We start from the raw sequence: 13,610 nt of genomic DNA, 5'->3' as shown, positions 1-13,610 counted from the left end.
GTTATTTCACGGAAGGAAGCGTTATAGGTTTGGCGAAGCGCCGGCATCTCACTAGCCAAGTGTTGCACCATTATGCGAAGCATATAGAACGACGTGCGAATATGCTAATTATTCCTATAACGCCATCCATCGCGCTCGGCGCGAGTGAGCGCAGGCAAATTTGAAGATGACGCGGACTCGTGCCGGCACGGTGGGCGCGCTCCTGGGAGGGGCGCTGCTCGGTATTGCCGTGTCGATTCCATTTACTTATGTGCTGATTGTGAGGGCCAGCAACGCGGAGTTGGTGGCGTATACACAGCGCATTCTGCGAGTGCTGGAGAAGGCCGCCCGCGAGGACCGTGATGCGGAACTGGCGGTGCTCAAAGACGGTCTACCGTTCTGTTCCGATGCTGAAATCTCGCTGATGCGCGGGCTAGTTTACAACGCCAGCTTTGTGCGTGACCTGGGGCGGTCAAAAGAGGGAATGCTGTATTGCACCGCGGCGCGAGGAAGGCTGGAGACGCCGATTCATGTGTCGCGTCCCACCGTGTCCTTCAAGAGTCGAGACCTGGGATCGGATGTGGATGTTTCAGCGGGGCAGGGGCTGCTGATTGCACCGGGGTTGCGCGGCCTCGTCGTGGATTCTTCGGGTGTGTCATCGGTGCTCAACCAGGCGTTGTTTGAAGGCATGGATGAACCACCGCTTAAGGCTGCGGGCATGGTGAGCGACCGCGATCATGGGGTGGAGCTTCCGGTATTTGGCCAAATAGGCAAGCTCTCGAGCGCGGAGGTGCTGGCGCAAGGTCGGCTGAAGCGCGACGGCATGGTGTATCAGCCGTTGTGTTCGCAACAGTATGCGGTGTGTGCGGTCGGCACCGTGCTGGATCGGGACCTGATCCAACAGCGGAGCAGGGTGTTTTGGGAATTTGCGTTTATGGGTGCTCTGCTGGGAACGCTGATTGCATCGGTTGGCCTGCTGATGTTGAGGCGGGAGAGATTATTCGAGCGAAGGCTGCTGCGAGCGGTACGCAAGGGAGAACTTACCTGTGTGTATCAGCCTGTGGTGGACCTGGAGACGAAGGCAATACTGGGGGCAGAGGCCCTGGCACGCTGGACGATGACATCGGGAGACTCGGTTCCGGCCGATGTGTTCATTCGTGTGGCGGAGGAGCGGAAGTTTGTGGGGGAGATCACGCGTCTGATGATGGACCGGGTGATCGATGAATTGGGCCCGCTGCTGTACTCGCCGGATTTCCGCGTGACCGTGAACATCTCATCGCAGGATCTACTGGATTCGCAGTTTTTCGAACATGTGGAACGGAGCACAGCGTGGACAGGGATTCCGCCGAGCGCGCTGGCGTTCGAGTTGACAGAGCACTCGACAGCAGACCAGGCGACAGCGGCGGGCGCGATTGCGCGTTTGAGGGCGTCAGGACACGCAATTTACATCGATGACTTCGGGACGGGGTATTCGAGCCTTGCGTATTTGCACGACCTCCACGTGGACGCTATCAAGATTGACCGGGCGTTTACGAAGACGGTGGGAACGGAGGCGGTGACGGCGTCAGTGGTGCCGCAGATTCTGGCGATGGCGGACCAGTTGGGGTTGACGGTGATTGTGGAAGGGATTGAGACGGCCGAGCAGGCGGAGTATTTCCGGCAGGCGCGCACGGGGATGATGGGGCAGGGATGGTATTTCGGCAGGCCGGTGCCGGCACAGGAGTTCATCGCGAGGATGAGGGCGGAACATCCTGCGAAACGGGTGAGCAAGGGAGCGTCCCAGGGCGCGTCTTAGGTCGCGGGCGGCGGGTGCAAGCCGGCGTGTTTATCAGAGGAAGTCAGCCCTGGTGTGGACGGCGGAATTCTCATCTTGTCGCATCCACTTCCGTGAGAGCATGGGAGCACCTTCCTGAAGGGCTCCTTCTCCTTGCAGAAATTCAGTTCTCGATCTCATGGCCTTGACACGCTGCGCAGCGTGGCCATTCTTTCCGTAATTGGTTTTCACCTCTGGGGCTATCATGGCGAAACGGTGCCGGACGCGATGCTTCCTTTGCTGCGGATCGGGTGGATGGGCGTCGATCTCTTCTTTGTGCTCAGCGGATACCTGATTGCGACGCAGCTTTTCAGGCCCTATTGCGAGGGCAGGCGTCTCCGCGTCTGGGAGTTTTACAGGAACAGGCTTTACCGGGTGCTGCCGGCGTTTCTCGTGGTGCTGGGGCTGTATCTGCTGGTTCCCGAATGGCGGGAGACCAGCGCGCTTGCTCCGGCGTGGCAGTATGCCACCTTTACGTTCAACCTGCTGGCGGAACATCCGGCATCGAAGAGCTTTTCGCACGCGTGGTCGCTATGCGTGGAGGAGCACTTCTATCTGTTTCTGCCGCTGATCGTGCTGGCGGCGATGCGGAAGCCTTCCGCGCGGCGGGCAGTGACGCTGGTGGGCGGGTTTGTGCTGTTGGGCATCGCTGCGCGGGGATGGTTTTTGTTCCACACGCTGCGGCCGCTGGCGGGGCAGGACGAGTTTGGCACAGCGTTCATGCGGCACATTTATTATCCGACCTACAGCCGCCTGGACGGACTGCTTGCGGGCGCTTCGCTGGCGATGCTGAAGATGTTCCGGCCGGGCTGGTGGGTGCAGATCGCGCGGCGCGGGCATATGTTGCTGGTGCTGGGTGTGACTATGACGGGCGCGGCAGTGCTCCTGTTTCAGGACCGTCATCCGGCAGCGGCGGGCACATCCGTGGGCAGCGTACTGTTTGGGTTTCCACTGCTTGCGGTGGGGCTGGCGTGCCTGGTGGCTTCGGCGCTGAGCACGAACGGATGGCTGCGGCTCAAGGTTCCGGGGGCACAGCTTTGCGCCACGCTGGCTTACTGTGTGTACCTGACACAGAAGGAGATGCTGCATCTGGTGGATTCCTGGTTTCCCACGCTGGAGCACGCGGGGCGGCTTCCGTGGGCAGTGGTATATCTCATGGTGTGCTTTGCCGCAGCGGGCGTGCTGCACGTGTGTGTGGAGAGGCCGTTTCTGCGGTTGCGGGACCGGGCTCGGGCGTCGACCAGGGCGGCAGAGGAGGCGGCTCCGCTTGATTCCGGGATCGAGCCTGCGCTTTGACGACACTTGATTGCGCTTGATGACATTGTGATTTCATGCAAGTGGCGGGCGCACCTGGCGAGGATTGCGTTCTCTGGAGCCCGGGCGCGCATCTGACCAACTGCCTGCGTGCGAGGATGCGCCGCAGAGCCGGATAGCGGAGATGCGCATGAGTGCGGAAGTGACGGAGCTGAGGGGCAGGGAAGGCCTTGAGAGAATCGGGGAACTGATTGCGGACATTCGTTTCGCGATGCTGACCACGGTGGCTGCGGACGGATCGCTGGACAGCCGGCCGATGGCGACACAGAAGGCGCAATTCGACGGAACCCTGTGGTTCCTCACCAGTTCGGACTCGCGGAAGGCAAGCGAGATTGCGGAGAACGCGCAGGTGTGTGTGGCCTATGCCGATCCCGACGATGCGAAGTACGTGTCGCTGAAAGGGCGGGCGAACGTGAGTGAGGATCGCGCAAAGATCCACGAGCTGTGGAGCCCTGCGTACAAGGCGTGGTTTCCGGAAGGCGAGGATGATTCGCAGATCCGCGTACTGCGCGTGGATGTGACGGAGGGGGAGTTCTGGGACGCGACGGACGGCAAGGTTGTGCGGTCAGTGAAGTACCTGGCGGCCGCCGCGGGCGCGAGCGTGAAGATGGGCGAGCACGGAAGCGTGAGCTTGTAGTACGAGCGCCGTTGTCCGGGCTGCTATGATGACCTCGCTCCCTTGAGGCGAGGTCATTCCATGAGTTCCAGCAGATTGTCCGCATGGTTGCGGCAGGTTGCGCTGTGTGTTCTGGCGGGCGTGGCTATTGCGGCATCGGCGCAGCCTGAGCCCGCTGCGCCGCATACGTTTTTCCGGGTGAAAGCGGCGGAGACGCTGACGGCGCCAGTGAGCGGCCGTCTGCTGCTGTTTCTGAAGCAGGGGTCGGGGGATCGCGAGGTTTCAATCGACGAGTTCCAGCCGACGGCAACCTGGGTGGCTGCGCAGGAGATTCATGACCTGGAGCCCGGCGACTCAGTGGAACTGAATGCCGATCAGATGGCATTTCCGAAGCCGTTCTCGGAGCTGAGTGCCGGACTCTACGAAGTGCAGGCGGTGCTCGACGTAGCGCACAACTACAACTACACGGGGCGCGTCCCCGGAGACTGGATCAGCAACGTGGTGATGCTCGCGGGGTGGAAGCCCGGCAGCACCGCGGAGCCGGAGATTGTGCTGGACCATCAGGCGGAGGAGGATCCGCAGCGGAAGGCGACGTTCGAAAAGCTGAAGGCAACGGCGACAGCCGATGTGGCGCGGCTGGAGGAGTTCGAAAGCCCGGTGCTGACGCGCTTCTGGGGGCGTTCGACGAAGATTCAGGCTTGGGTGGTTCTACCGCCGGAGTATGCAAAGGGCGGAGAAACGTATCCGACGGTGTACTGGACGCACGGCTTTGGAGGCGGAATCGATGGTGCGCTGGTCAGCGGGTTGCGGATTTACGAGCGCATGAAGGCCGGCAAGATGCCTCCCATGATCTGGGTGATGCTGGACGAGTCGTGTCGGCAGGGGACCCACGAGTTTGCGGACAGCGTGAACGACGGGCCCTGGGGGATGGCGCTGACCACCGAGTTCATTCCGGCGATGGAGAAGAAGTACCGGATGGATGCACGGCGGGATGGGCGTTTTGTGCAGGGGCACTCAAGCGGCGGCTGGGCTTCACTGCAACTGGAGATCAATTATCCAAAGGTGTTTGGGGGGACGTGGTCGACGTCGCCGGACCCAAGCGATTTTCACGATTTCACGAATATCGACCTCTACGCCGAGCATGCCAATGCGTATCGCATGCAGGATGGGTCGGCTGTTCCGCTGATTCGCGACAAGGGTAAGGTGCTGGGTACCTTCGAGCAGTTTGCGCGGCTGGAGCAGGTGCTGGGGCCGTATGGCGGGCAGATCGCGTCGTTCGACTGGGTGTTCTCACCGAAAAGCGAGAGCGGCGCGCCGCAGCCGATGTTCGACCGCTCCAATGGCGATGTGGATCCGAGGGTGGTGGCTTACTGGCACGACCATTGGGATCTCGCAAACGTTGTGCAGACGCACTGGGCGGAGCGCGGGGCGGATCTGAAGGGGCGCATTCATGTGTACGTGGGGACTGCGGACACCTTCTACCTGGATGGCGCGGCGCACAAGATGGACTCGGTGCTGCAGGGACTGGGCGCGGAGGCGCACTTCACGTATATCCCTGACCGGACGCATATGGACCTGTACGGGGTTGGTGACGACAAGCAGGGATTGTTCGATGAGATCAGCCAGCAGATGTGGGATGTGGCGAGGCCGGGGAAAAAGTGGAAGAGCAGGGAATAGAGGTTAGCTCAAGACGACAGGGTTTCAATCCTGAGCGTCTTCCTCGTGCCACCCCACTGCACCAGCACCGGTCGTATCAGCAGAACATCTCCGGCTTCCGCAGCGCACACGGAAGCGGTTTTACTTCTCTTCCGTGCGTCCCTGGAATGGGGTGAGCATGTCGTCTTTGCGCATTACCAGGTTGGTGGCGTTGAGCGTGGCCAACTCAAAGCCGTGGCCGTGGGTGATGGCATCGGTGGGACAGGCCTCAACACAATAGCCGCAGAAGATGCAGCGGTTGTAGTCGATGTTGTAGACCTTGGCGTAACGCTCTGACGACGAGATCCGCTTTTCCTCGGTGTTCTCGTCGGCCTCGATGTAGATGCAGTTGGAGGGGCAGGCGGCGGCGCACAGGAAGCAAGCGACGCATTTTTCCAGGCCGTTCTCATCGCGCTGCAGGATGTGCGCCCCGCGGTAGCGCTGTTCAAACTTTGCGCCGCGCAGCGGACCGTCCCCGTCGGGATAGTTTTCTACCTGCGTGGGCTGCAGCATCTCGCCGAAAGTGATGCTCATGCCCTTCGCAATGCCCGCGATATTGCGCACAATCGACATAACGCTAGTATACGATGGGCGCGGCGACGGAGTGCTGAAGCCGGTCCGGCAAGCTACTTCATGACGGCCGGGATCAACCCCTGTTTCCGGAGCCACGTTTCGAGCAGCGCCGGCCATTGATCGAGGGCCGGATCGCCCATACCCAGGCCGGTGCCATGCTGCCCGTGCGCGAAGATGTGGCCTTCCGACGGAACACCTGCTTTGACTAGCGCCTCATAAAATCGCAGGCCCTGCTCCACGGGAACGGTCTGGTCATCGAAGGTGTGCCACCAGAAGGTCGGGGGCGTGTCTTTGTTCACGAAGAAATCAGGCGAGTAAGCGGTGCGGAGCGCCTCGCAGCGGTCCATCACGTTGAACTCCTTGCAATAGCTCAGGTGCGAGGTATCGCTGGAGATAGCGCCGATCCAGGGATAGCCCAGAATCAGATAATTGGGCCGGCTGGGCACGCGGTCGGCGGGATCCTCCGCCGCTGGATCGCCCGGTGCGGGCTGGACGCCGGCCAGGGCGGCAAGGTGACCGCCGGCCGAGAAGCCAATGACGGCGATGCGATTGGGGTCTATTTTGTAATCCGCTGCGCGCGACCGCACCAGCTGCACCGCTCGGCGCGCATCCAGGAGGGGAACCGGGAGCAGGTATCCGTTGGAACTCAGCCGGTATTGAAGGATAAAAGCCGTAAACCCGCGCGACGTGAACCAGTCCGCCACCTGGCGGCCCTCGAGGTTCGCCGCCAGGTGGGCATAAGCCCCGCCGGGCAGAACCACCACCGCCGACCCCGTCCCATGCCCCGGCTGCGGCCGCACGATGGTCAACGTGGGAATGTCCACACATTCGCTGCCCTTGGCCTGCGGCGCATTGCCTTGCCAGAGGCGGATTGTTTCAATTCCCAGCCAGGCGTTGTTCTCGCCGGCAGTCGCGCACGCCTCCTTTGGCTGGGCGCCGGCGCCCACGCACAATCCCATCAGCATTGCCCCAACCGCGATGATCTTCCGCATTTGTTTCTCCTACAGGATGTCCGCCCAATTCTAAGTCACGCGTGGTCGCAGGCTTGTCTGGGATCGCCATTCTGCAACTTTGTGACTACGCCACTTTGCCCCTCTGTCTCTCTGCCCTGTTCATCCGGTGTTAGCATCTAAGTTGACGCAATGCAGACTAACAAGCTGAAAATCATACCTTTGGGCGGCCTTGGCGAGTTTGGCATGAACTGCCTCGCCTTGCAGTGGGAAGACGACATCATCGTCATCGACGCCGGCCTCATGTTCCCCGAGTCCGAACTCCTGGGCGTAGACATCGTCGTGCCTGATATCACCTATCTTGTCGAGAACAAAGAGAAGGTGCGCGCAATCGTCCTCACCCACGGGCACGAGGACCACATTGGCGGCCTGCCGTGGATCCTCAGCGAGATCAAACTTCCCGTTTACGGCACCGAATTCACGCTTGCCTACGTGGAAGGCAAGCTTGAAGAGCATCACCTGCTGGACGAAATTGAGCTGGTAGAGATCGCGCCGAAACAGAAGTTCACCATCGGCCCCTTCCTCATCGAGCCGATCCGAGTTACGCACTCGCTGGTGGACTGCGTTGCTCTCGCGATTGAGACGCCCGTCGGCATTGTGATCCATACCGGCGACTTCAAGATCGATCTGTCGCCGCTGGATGACCATGCCTTCGATCTGCACACATTTGCCGAGTACGGCAAGCGGGGTGTGCTCGCGCTGCTGCAGGACTCCACCAACGTGGAGCGGCCCGGTTATACGCCCAGCGAGCGTTCTGTGCGCCCGCGCCTGGATGAGATTTTTTCGCGCACGCGCAAGAAGCTCTTTTTCTCCTGCTTCTCGTCGTCGATCTATCGTATTCGGATCGCCATGGAACTGGCGCGCGAGCACAAGCGCAAGGTGTGCATCATCGGCCGCTCCATGGTGGAGAGCACTGAGATTGCGCAGGACCTTGGCTATTTGGACGTGCCTACCGGGCTGGTGATCAATCCTGGCCAGATGAAAGATTATCCAGTGGACCAGCTGATGGTTCTCATCAGCGGCACCCAGGGCGAGCCCATGAGCGCGCTCAGCCGCGCCGCGGTTGACAACCACAAGCACGCGCGCGTGGATAAAGGCGACACGGTCGTTCTCAGCTCGCGCATCATTCCCGGCAATGAGAAAAGCATCTTCAGGGTTATCGACCATCTCTACCGCCGCGATGCGAACGTGATTTACGACGACGGCTCGCATGGCTTGATCCATGTGAGCGGACACGGAAGCCAGGAAGAGATGCGTCTGCTCATCAACCTGGTAAGGCCTAAGTTCTTCATCCCCGTGCACGGCGATTACCGCTACCTGCGCCGCCATGCGCAAGTAGCGATGGAGACCGGTGCCGTCGAGCATGCCATCGTGATTGAAGACGGCGACGTGCTCGAAGTCAATCGCGACGACGCCCGCAAAACCGACAAGGTCACCGCTGGCCGGGTGCTGATCGACTCCGGCTCGGCCATTGACGTTGTTGAAGACCTCGTCATACGCGACCGCCGCATCCTGTCGGAAGACGGTATTGTGCTGGCCGTGCTGGCCATCAACAAGAGGACCGGCATCGTGGAGCGCGCGCCGGAGGTTGTGATGCGGGGATTCGGCGGCGCTGACATCACGGATGAAGCGCGCGAGTCTGTGCTGAAGACCCTCGACAGCTTAAGCGGCGAACAGAAGACCGATTACGGCATGGTGAAAGAGAAGGTTCGCGTCGAGTTGAAGCGGCTGATCCAGAAGCAGACTGGGCGCAGGCCGTTGATCATGCCGGTGATCATGGAGATCTAAGCTTCACGCAGGATCGAGGGCTGAGGACAAAGGACGAAGGTTCGTCCTGAGACACCGGACTTGTCCTCCGACCAACGTACCTGCAGCCTCCGGCATGATCGACACGGTGATCTGATCGGCGGGATGAACCGCCGCCATCTTCTCCTGAGCGCCGCCGCTCTCCCTCTCGCCGCCCGCAGTTATGCGCTCGAAACGCCATGCAGGGCGCCATCCACACCAACTGCGTCCACAACCGTGGCAGTCATCCCGGCGGAATCTCCCGTCCGGAGCATGAAGGTCGATCTGCGTGCGGTCGCCGAGCAGACCGCGCATGAGTCCGCGCGCTGGACCACGTCGTTTCTGGTGCGCTCCTCTTGACCAGCAGCTACAATCCACCCATGCCTAGACTCGCCGCCGCCGTCGTCTTCACCGTTTGTACTCTCACGCCGTTTGCGTTCGCCCAGTCGAAGCCTGCTGACACCCCAACGCAGCCCGCAGCGTCCGCCTGCGCGTCTTCCGCCACGCTTGACGAACTGACCAAAGCGCTCGATGAGGCAATCAGCGGTCCCGGCAACAAAGACCGCACCTGCCTGCGCGAACTTCTGCTGCCGGAAGCGCGGCTCACGCCGGTTCGGAAGACCGACGACGGGTTTGCGCCGCGGCTCCTCACAGTGGACGATTGGATCAACGCCGTCGCGAAGCGCGGCAGCGCGGCCTTTTACGAGCGCCAGATCAAAGTGCAATCGGACACATACGGCCATTTCGCCCATCTGTGGAGCACCTACGAGATCCGCGAGACGCCCGACGGGAAGGCTACGGTGGTGGGCATCAACAGCGTGCAGGCCGTGAACGACGGTAAGCGGTGGCGCGTGGTCAACATTCTGTGGGAGCCGGACACGACGGCCGGTCCCGTGCCGCAGAAGTATCTGCCGTGACCTGCCGTGCAGAGGCGGGCGCCGCCCCTTTCAGCGGCGCCGTGAACTCTATACTTTGGTCATGGGTCAAGGTCAGGACACGCTCACTCTGGTTACGCTCGAAGAAATCCGTGCTGCCGCCGCACGCGTTGCCAACGTCATCGTGCACACGCCGCTCGTGCAGGCACCCTTCCAAGGTCTCGGAGATCGCAAGGTCTTTCTGAAGGCCGAGAGCCTGCAGCCCATCGGCAGCTTCAAGCTGAGGGGCGCTGCCAACAAGATTCTGCAGCTCTCCCCTGATGAAGTGAAGCGCGGCGTCATCACCTACTCCAGCGGGAATCACGCGCAGGGCGTTGCCTATGCCGCGCGCGCAGTCGGAGCGAAAGCTGTGATCGTGATGCCCTCGAATGCTCCTGCTATCAAGAAGGCCGCTACCCTGGCGCTCGGCGCGGAAGTGGTTGATGTCGGCCCCGCCTCGAGCGAGCGTCTCGCCAAGGCAGAAGAGCTGATCCAGCAGTACGGCTATGTGGTTGTTCCGCCTTATGACGATGAAAAGATTATTGCCGGCCAGGCTACCTGCGGTCTTGAAATTGTTGAGGCGCTTGCGGATGTGGACCTTGTGCTCTCGCCGGTCTCCGGCGGCGGACTGCTCAGCGGCACCGCTACCGCCGTGAAGCTGCTCAAACCCGGCACCAAGGTGTACGGCGTCGAGCCGGAACTCGCGGCCGATTCTGCGGAGAGCTTTCGCACCGGCAAAATCGTCACCTGGCCGGCCGAACTTACCAGCCGCACGCTCTGTGATGGCCTGCGCACGCAGTCGCTCGGCGAGCGCAACTTCGCTCATATACAGCAATTTGTGGACGGCATCATCACCGTATCGGAAGCCGAGGTTCGGGCCGCCATGCGCGCCATTGTTGCCACTGCGCGCCTGGTACCCGAGCCGAGCGGCGCCGTAACGACCGCAGCCCTTCTCTTTCACAGTCACGAACTGCCGCCCTTCAAGAAAGCCGCGGCGATTGTGAGTGGGGGCAACGTGGATCCGCGCCAGCTGGCGGAAGTGCTCACTGAGGCCAATTAGCATAGCCCTGCGCAACTGGCCGGGCACTCAAGCAGCAATCAAGAGCCGGGTAGAAGGAAATGGGGAGCGAAGGAATGTCGTTGCTGTGGCAGGCACTCTGTTTTTTCTGGCTTGCGGGCGAAGTCTATATCGCTATCGCCACTCGCCGCCGCAACAGCGCGGGCGCAAATCAGGACCGCGGCAGCCAGCTTGTGCTCTGGATCGCTGTCGTACTTGCACTGACGATTGCAGGTTTCCTTCGCGCATGGCTGCCGCCCCAATTCCACTGGCATCAGCCGTGGATCCGCCCGCTCAGCCTGTTCCTGCTCGCGGTCGGACTTGCGGTTCGCGCCATCGCCATCCTGACTCTTGGCCGCTGGTTCACAGCCAATGTCGTTACGAGACCGGGCCAAACACTCAATCGATCAGGACTCTATGGAGTGGTTCGGCATGCCTCTTACCTGGGGATGGAAATCATCTTTCTTGCTTTTGGCCTTCATGCCGCCTCATGGCCGGCTCTGCTCATCGGCTTCATTCCGCCCACGCTCGCCGTAATTTACCGCATCCGCGTGGAAGAGGCAGCACTCGCTGCGGTCTTCGGCACAGAGTACGACCAATATCGCCGCCAGACCAGCCGCCTGGTGCCAGGCCTCTACTAATCGCACGGCACGTTTAACCCAGCTTCTTCAACTCAGGATAGCGAGCGAAGATTAGCTTCTGACCTTCTTCAGGGAGACTCCCCAGCCGCTTCGGTTTGTCCTGAGGGCGCGTGCCTTTCTGATTCAGTACGTTCATCAGGCTCCATTCACGTTGGGGTCCCTGCGGCTCATGGGCCGGGAGGTCATATCGCGTGAAGTCGATCGCCATGCGCTGCGATTTATCCGCGACGGGCCCAAGAAGTTCCAGGCGGAACTCGCGATTCATGTACCACTCAATTTCGAGATCCTTTTCCGATCCCGGCGCGCCCGTTCCCTGAACATCAAACCGGTAGTTCAGCTTGGAATTGTCTGGCGTGTGTTTCCGCCACTCCAGCCCGAACGCCCGCTCCGTCATGACCTGCGTGTCAGGCCAGCGCTCACGCACTGAGCCGAGCCACCATTCCAGGTGCTGATGGTTTCCCAGCGATAACTCCCAGATGGAAGTCACAAAGCCAAAACCATTCAGCGCATATCCCGAGTCAAAATGCATGGCCGTTGTGTCCATCATTTCCTTGCGGCCCACCTGCTCGCCCAGATCCTGCACCGTCTCGATCGGTCCCACTCCCTGGCGGCTGTTGAACTTGCCTTCGAAGCCCTCGCGGCGCGCGGTGAAGAAGTCACAGGTCCAACCGTCCAGGCAAACGCAGTCAATGAAATCTGCTTTCCCCTGTGCCGGCTTGAGGTAGTGCTCGCGGCTGGGATAGTAGGGATAACAAATGCCGCCATCGCCATCCCCGTTATCAATGCCGTGCTGGCTCCATATCTGCCCCTGGCACACGTGGATGCCTTCTTCGTTGGCAAGATGCTGCTGATTTTCGGCGTCCATAAATCCGGCGACGAGGGAGTCGGGCCGATAGCCGCCGCCCACCATCTTCGATACGTCCTGCAGAGCCTGGTGAATCGTCTTGCGGTTGTCTTCGCGAGTGGCATACATGGGCGCAAAATATCCGCCCGGGATGAACGTCACCTCGTCGCCGTGCTTGTCGTGATATTCGGCCAGCAGGCGCCGCACGTCTTTGTATTGCTGCCTCGGGTCATAGAGCGCCAACCAGCTGATGGCCCAGGTCATGCGGCCACCCGGGCAGCCGCGCGCGAAGGCGCCACGGCGCAGGCGCATGTTGGCTGTAGTGTTGTCCGCCGACTCGTCCTGCCCCAGATTGCGGGTTGGCGTCACTTCAATCTGGTTGACCCGGACCACCGAGACATGGGTCAGGAAACGGCCGCGCAATGGACCGGCCACTGCTGAAGGCGCATTTGCGAATGCGCCCGTTCTGCTCGCCAGCACAGCGCCGGCGGCGCCTGCACCGGCCGAGCGCACAAAGTCCCTGCGACTCCACATAGAATTCCGGCTCCTGTCTTCTTGTGCGCGGGCGCTACTTGCCCTTCTGATCCAGCCGCAGGAACCGCGCCGCGTTGTTGTAGAGGATGTCGCGTTTCTGCTCGGGGGTCAGGTAATCGGCGTTCTGAATGATGCCGATCGAGTAGGCCATCAGCTTGGGCCACTCCATCTGATCGGTGCCGAACATCACGCGATCCTCAAAGCCCGCTTCGACCAGACGCTGAATGTAGCGGTTTACCTCGACCATCGGATAGCTCCAGATCAGCCCCGCCACATCGACATAGACATGCGAGTTAGCCTGCAGCAGCGTCAGCATGTTGTCGATCATGGGATAGCCCGCGTGCATCACCTGCACTCGCAGCTTAGGATGCCGCGCCAGCAGGTCTTCCAGCAGCAGGGGATTCCCCATCGACCCGCGGAACTGGGGCGACGTGATATTTGCACGTCCCGAGCCCCCCGTGCCCATGTGGATGGCCACCGGAATATCCAGTTCTTCGGCGAGCGCGAAGTACTTGTCGATGGACATGTCGCTCGGAGACAGCCCTTCATACTGAAGTCCAATCTCGCCCATCACTTGAAAGCCGTCAGTGGTGAACTCCTTGCGCAGTGCGTCGAGGTTTGCGCGCTTGCCAGGCGTCATGCCCTCGTTGAAAGAGGTGCCGGGAATGATCCGGCCAGGCATAGCGTCCTGCCATTTCTTCACGCCGGCCGGATCGCCGAATACCACGGCGGTCACGTTCAGGCGCTCCATCTCGGCTTTCATGTCTCTCAGGTACTCGCCCTTGGCTGACGGATAGAGCTTGGGGGTGCAGTTCTCCACGTCCCATCCGAACGG

Annotated in this window: 13 protein-coding genes; 9 read left to right on the top strand and 4 right to left on the bottom strand. The window is 61.1% G+C overall.

Annotated features, from left to right (window positions below; all coding sequences use genetic code 11):
- The first annotated feature begins 166 nt into the window (after window positions 1–166).
- The 4 genes from VGL22_RS19430 to VGL22_RS19415 all read left to right on the top strand — a co-directional run bounded on the left by VGL22_RS19430 (window position 167) and on the right by VGL22_RS19415 (window position 5,399).
- Window positions 167–1,774, top strand: a complete 1,608-nt coding sequence (locus VGL22_RS19430; RefSeq protein ID WP_465268615.1) for an EAL domain-containing protein — start codon at window positions 167–169, stop codon at window positions 1,772–1,774.
- A 132-nt stretch (window positions 1,775–1,906) separates the two neighbouring features.
- The gene (locus tag VGL22_RS19425; RefSeq protein WP_465268614.1) at window positions 1,907–3,088 is read left to right on the top strand and encodes an acyltransferase family protein; all 1,182 of its coding nucleotides are present in this window, start codon (window positions 1,907–1,909) and stop codon (window positions 3,086–3,088) included.
- Window positions 3,089–3,236: 148 nt separating this feature from the next.
- Window positions 3,237–3,743: a pyridoxamine 5'-phosphate oxidase family protein gene (locus tag VGL22_RS19420; protein WP_465268613.1), complete on the top strand. Its 507-nt coding sequence runs from the start codon at window positions 3,237–3,239 to the stop codon at window positions 3,741–3,743.
- A 60-nt stretch (window positions 3,744–3,803) separates the two neighbouring features.
- A complete protein-coding gene (locus VGL22_RS19415; RefSeq protein ID WP_465268612.1) occupies window positions 3,804–5,399 on the top strand; it encodes an alpha/beta hydrolase in 1,596 nt (531 codons plus the stop codon).
- 120 nt (window positions 5,400–5,519) lie between these two features.
- On the opposite strand, the gene nuoI is transcribed toward VGL22_RS19415, so the two are convergent.
- Window positions 5,520–5,990 (bottom strand): NADH-quinone oxidoreductase subunit NuoI, encoded by a 471-nt coding sequence (nuoI, locus tag VGL22_RS19410; protein ID WP_465268611.1) that lies wholly within the window; start codon window positions 5,988–5,990, stop codon window positions 5,520–5,522.
- 53 nt (window positions 5,991–6,043) lie between these two features.
- Window positions 6,044–6,982 carry an alpha/beta hydrolase gene (locus tag VGL22_RS19405; protein WP_465268610.1) on the bottom strand — a complete coding sequence of 313 codons (939 nt, stop codon included), beginning with the start codon at window positions 6,980–6,982 and terminating at the stop codon, window positions 6,044–6,046.
- 150 nt (window positions 6,983–7,132) lie between these two features.
- On the opposite strand from VGL22_RS19405, the gene VGL22_RS19400 reads away from it, so the two are divergent.
- From VGL22_RS19400 to VGL22_RS19380, 5 genes are all read left to right on the top strand, one after another.
- Complete coding sequence (locus VGL22_RS19400; RefSeq protein ID WP_465268609.1) at window positions 7,133–8,788, top strand: ribonuclease J; 1,656 nt, start codon at window positions 7,133–7,135, stop codon at window positions 8,786–8,788.
- Between the two features lie 123 nt (window positions 8,789–8,911).
- Complete coding sequence (locus VGL22_RS19395) at window positions 8,912–9,145, top strand: hypothetical protein (protein WP_465268608.1); 234 nt, start codon at window positions 8,912–8,914, stop codon at window positions 9,143–9,145.
- Between the two features lie 20 nt (window positions 9,146–9,165).
- Window positions 9,166–9,702, top strand: a complete 537-nt coding sequence (locus tag VGL22_RS19390; protein ID WP_465268607.1) for a hypothetical protein — start codon at window positions 9,166–9,168, stop codon at window positions 9,700–9,702.
- A 61-nt stretch (window positions 9,703–9,763) separates the two neighbouring features.
- Window positions 9,764–10,759, top strand: coding sequence for a threonine ammonia-lyase (locus VGL22_RS19385; protein WP_465268606.1), 996 nt, complete (start codon window positions 9,764–9,766; stop codon window positions 10,757–10,759).
- Window positions 10,760–10,833: 74 nt separating this feature from the next.
- A complete protein-coding gene (locus VGL22_RS19380) occupies window positions 10,834–11,397 on the top strand; it encodes a methyltransferase family protein (RefSeq protein WP_465268605.1) in 564 nt (187 codons plus the stop codon).
- Between the two features lie 13 nt (window positions 11,398–11,410).
- Here VGL22_RS19380 and VGL22_RS19375 read toward each other — a convergent pair whose 3' ends face one another.
- Both VGL22_RS19375 and VGL22_RS19370 read right to left on the bottom strand, forming a co-directional pair.
- Window positions 11,411–12,775 (bottom strand): DUF3863 domain-containing protein, encoded by a 1,365-nt coding sequence (locus VGL22_RS19375; protein WP_465268604.1) that lies wholly within the window; start codon window positions 12,773–12,775, stop codon window positions 11,411–11,413.
- A gap of 34 nt (window positions 12,776–12,809) precedes the next feature.
- Window positions 12,810–13,610: amidohydrolase family protein (locus tag VGL22_RS19370; RefSeq protein WP_465268603.1), on the bottom strand; the 801-nt coding region annotated here is incomplete at its 5' end.

The organism is Occallatibacter sp., from assembly GCF_036502485.1.
Classification (GTDB): domain Bacteria; phylum Acidobacteriota; class Terriglobia; order Terriglobales; family Acidobacteriaceae; genus Telmatobacter.
This window is presented reverse-complemented; position numbering and strand designations above follow the sequence as displayed.

Bases quoted from the DNA above. Each gene is read 5' to 3' on its own strand.
- VGL22_RS19430 (WP_465268615.1), top strand. From the start codon at position 167: ATGACGCGGACTCGTGCCGGCACGGTGGGCGCGCTCCTGGGAGGGGCG.
- VGL22_RS19420 (WP_465268613.1), top strand. From the start codon at position 3,237: ATGAGTGCGGAAGTGACGGAGCTGAGGGGCAGGGAAGGCCTTGAGAGA.
- VGL22_RS19415 (WP_465268612.1), top strand. From the start codon at position 3,804: ATGAGTTCCAGCAGATTGTCCGCATGGTTGCGGCAGGTTGCGCTGTGT.
- nuoI (WP_465268611.1), bottom strand. From the start codon at position 5,990: ATGTCGATTGTGCGCAATATCGCGGGCATTGCGAAGGGCATGAGCATC.
- VGL22_RS19405 (WP_465268610.1), bottom strand. From the start codon at position 6,982: ATGCGGAAGATCATCGCGGTTGGGGCAATGCTGATGGGATTGTGCGTG.
- VGL22_RS19400 (WP_465268609.1), top strand. From the start codon at position 7,133: ATGCAGACTAACAAGCTGAAAATCATACCTTTGGGCGGCCTTGGCGAG.
- VGL22_RS19395 (WP_465268608.1), top strand. From the start codon at position 8,912: ATGAACCGCCGCCATCTTCTCCTGAGCGCCGCCGCTCTCCCTCTCGCC.
- VGL22_RS19390 (WP_465268607.1), top strand. From the start codon at position 9,166: ATGCCTAGACTCGCCGCCGCCGTCGTCTTCACCGTTTGTACTCTCACG.
- VGL22_RS19385 (WP_465268606.1), top strand. From the start codon at position 9,764: ATGGGTCAAGGTCAGGACACGCTCACTCTGGTTACGCTCGAAGAAATC.
- VGL22_RS19380 (WP_465268605.1), top strand. From the start codon at position 10,834: ATGTCGTTGCTGTGGCAGGCACTCTGTTTTTTCTGGCTTGCGGGCGAA.
- VGL22_RS19375 (WP_465268604.1), bottom strand. From the start codon at position 12,775: ATGTGGAGTCGCAGGGACTTTGTGCGCTCGGCCGGTGCAGGCGCCGCC.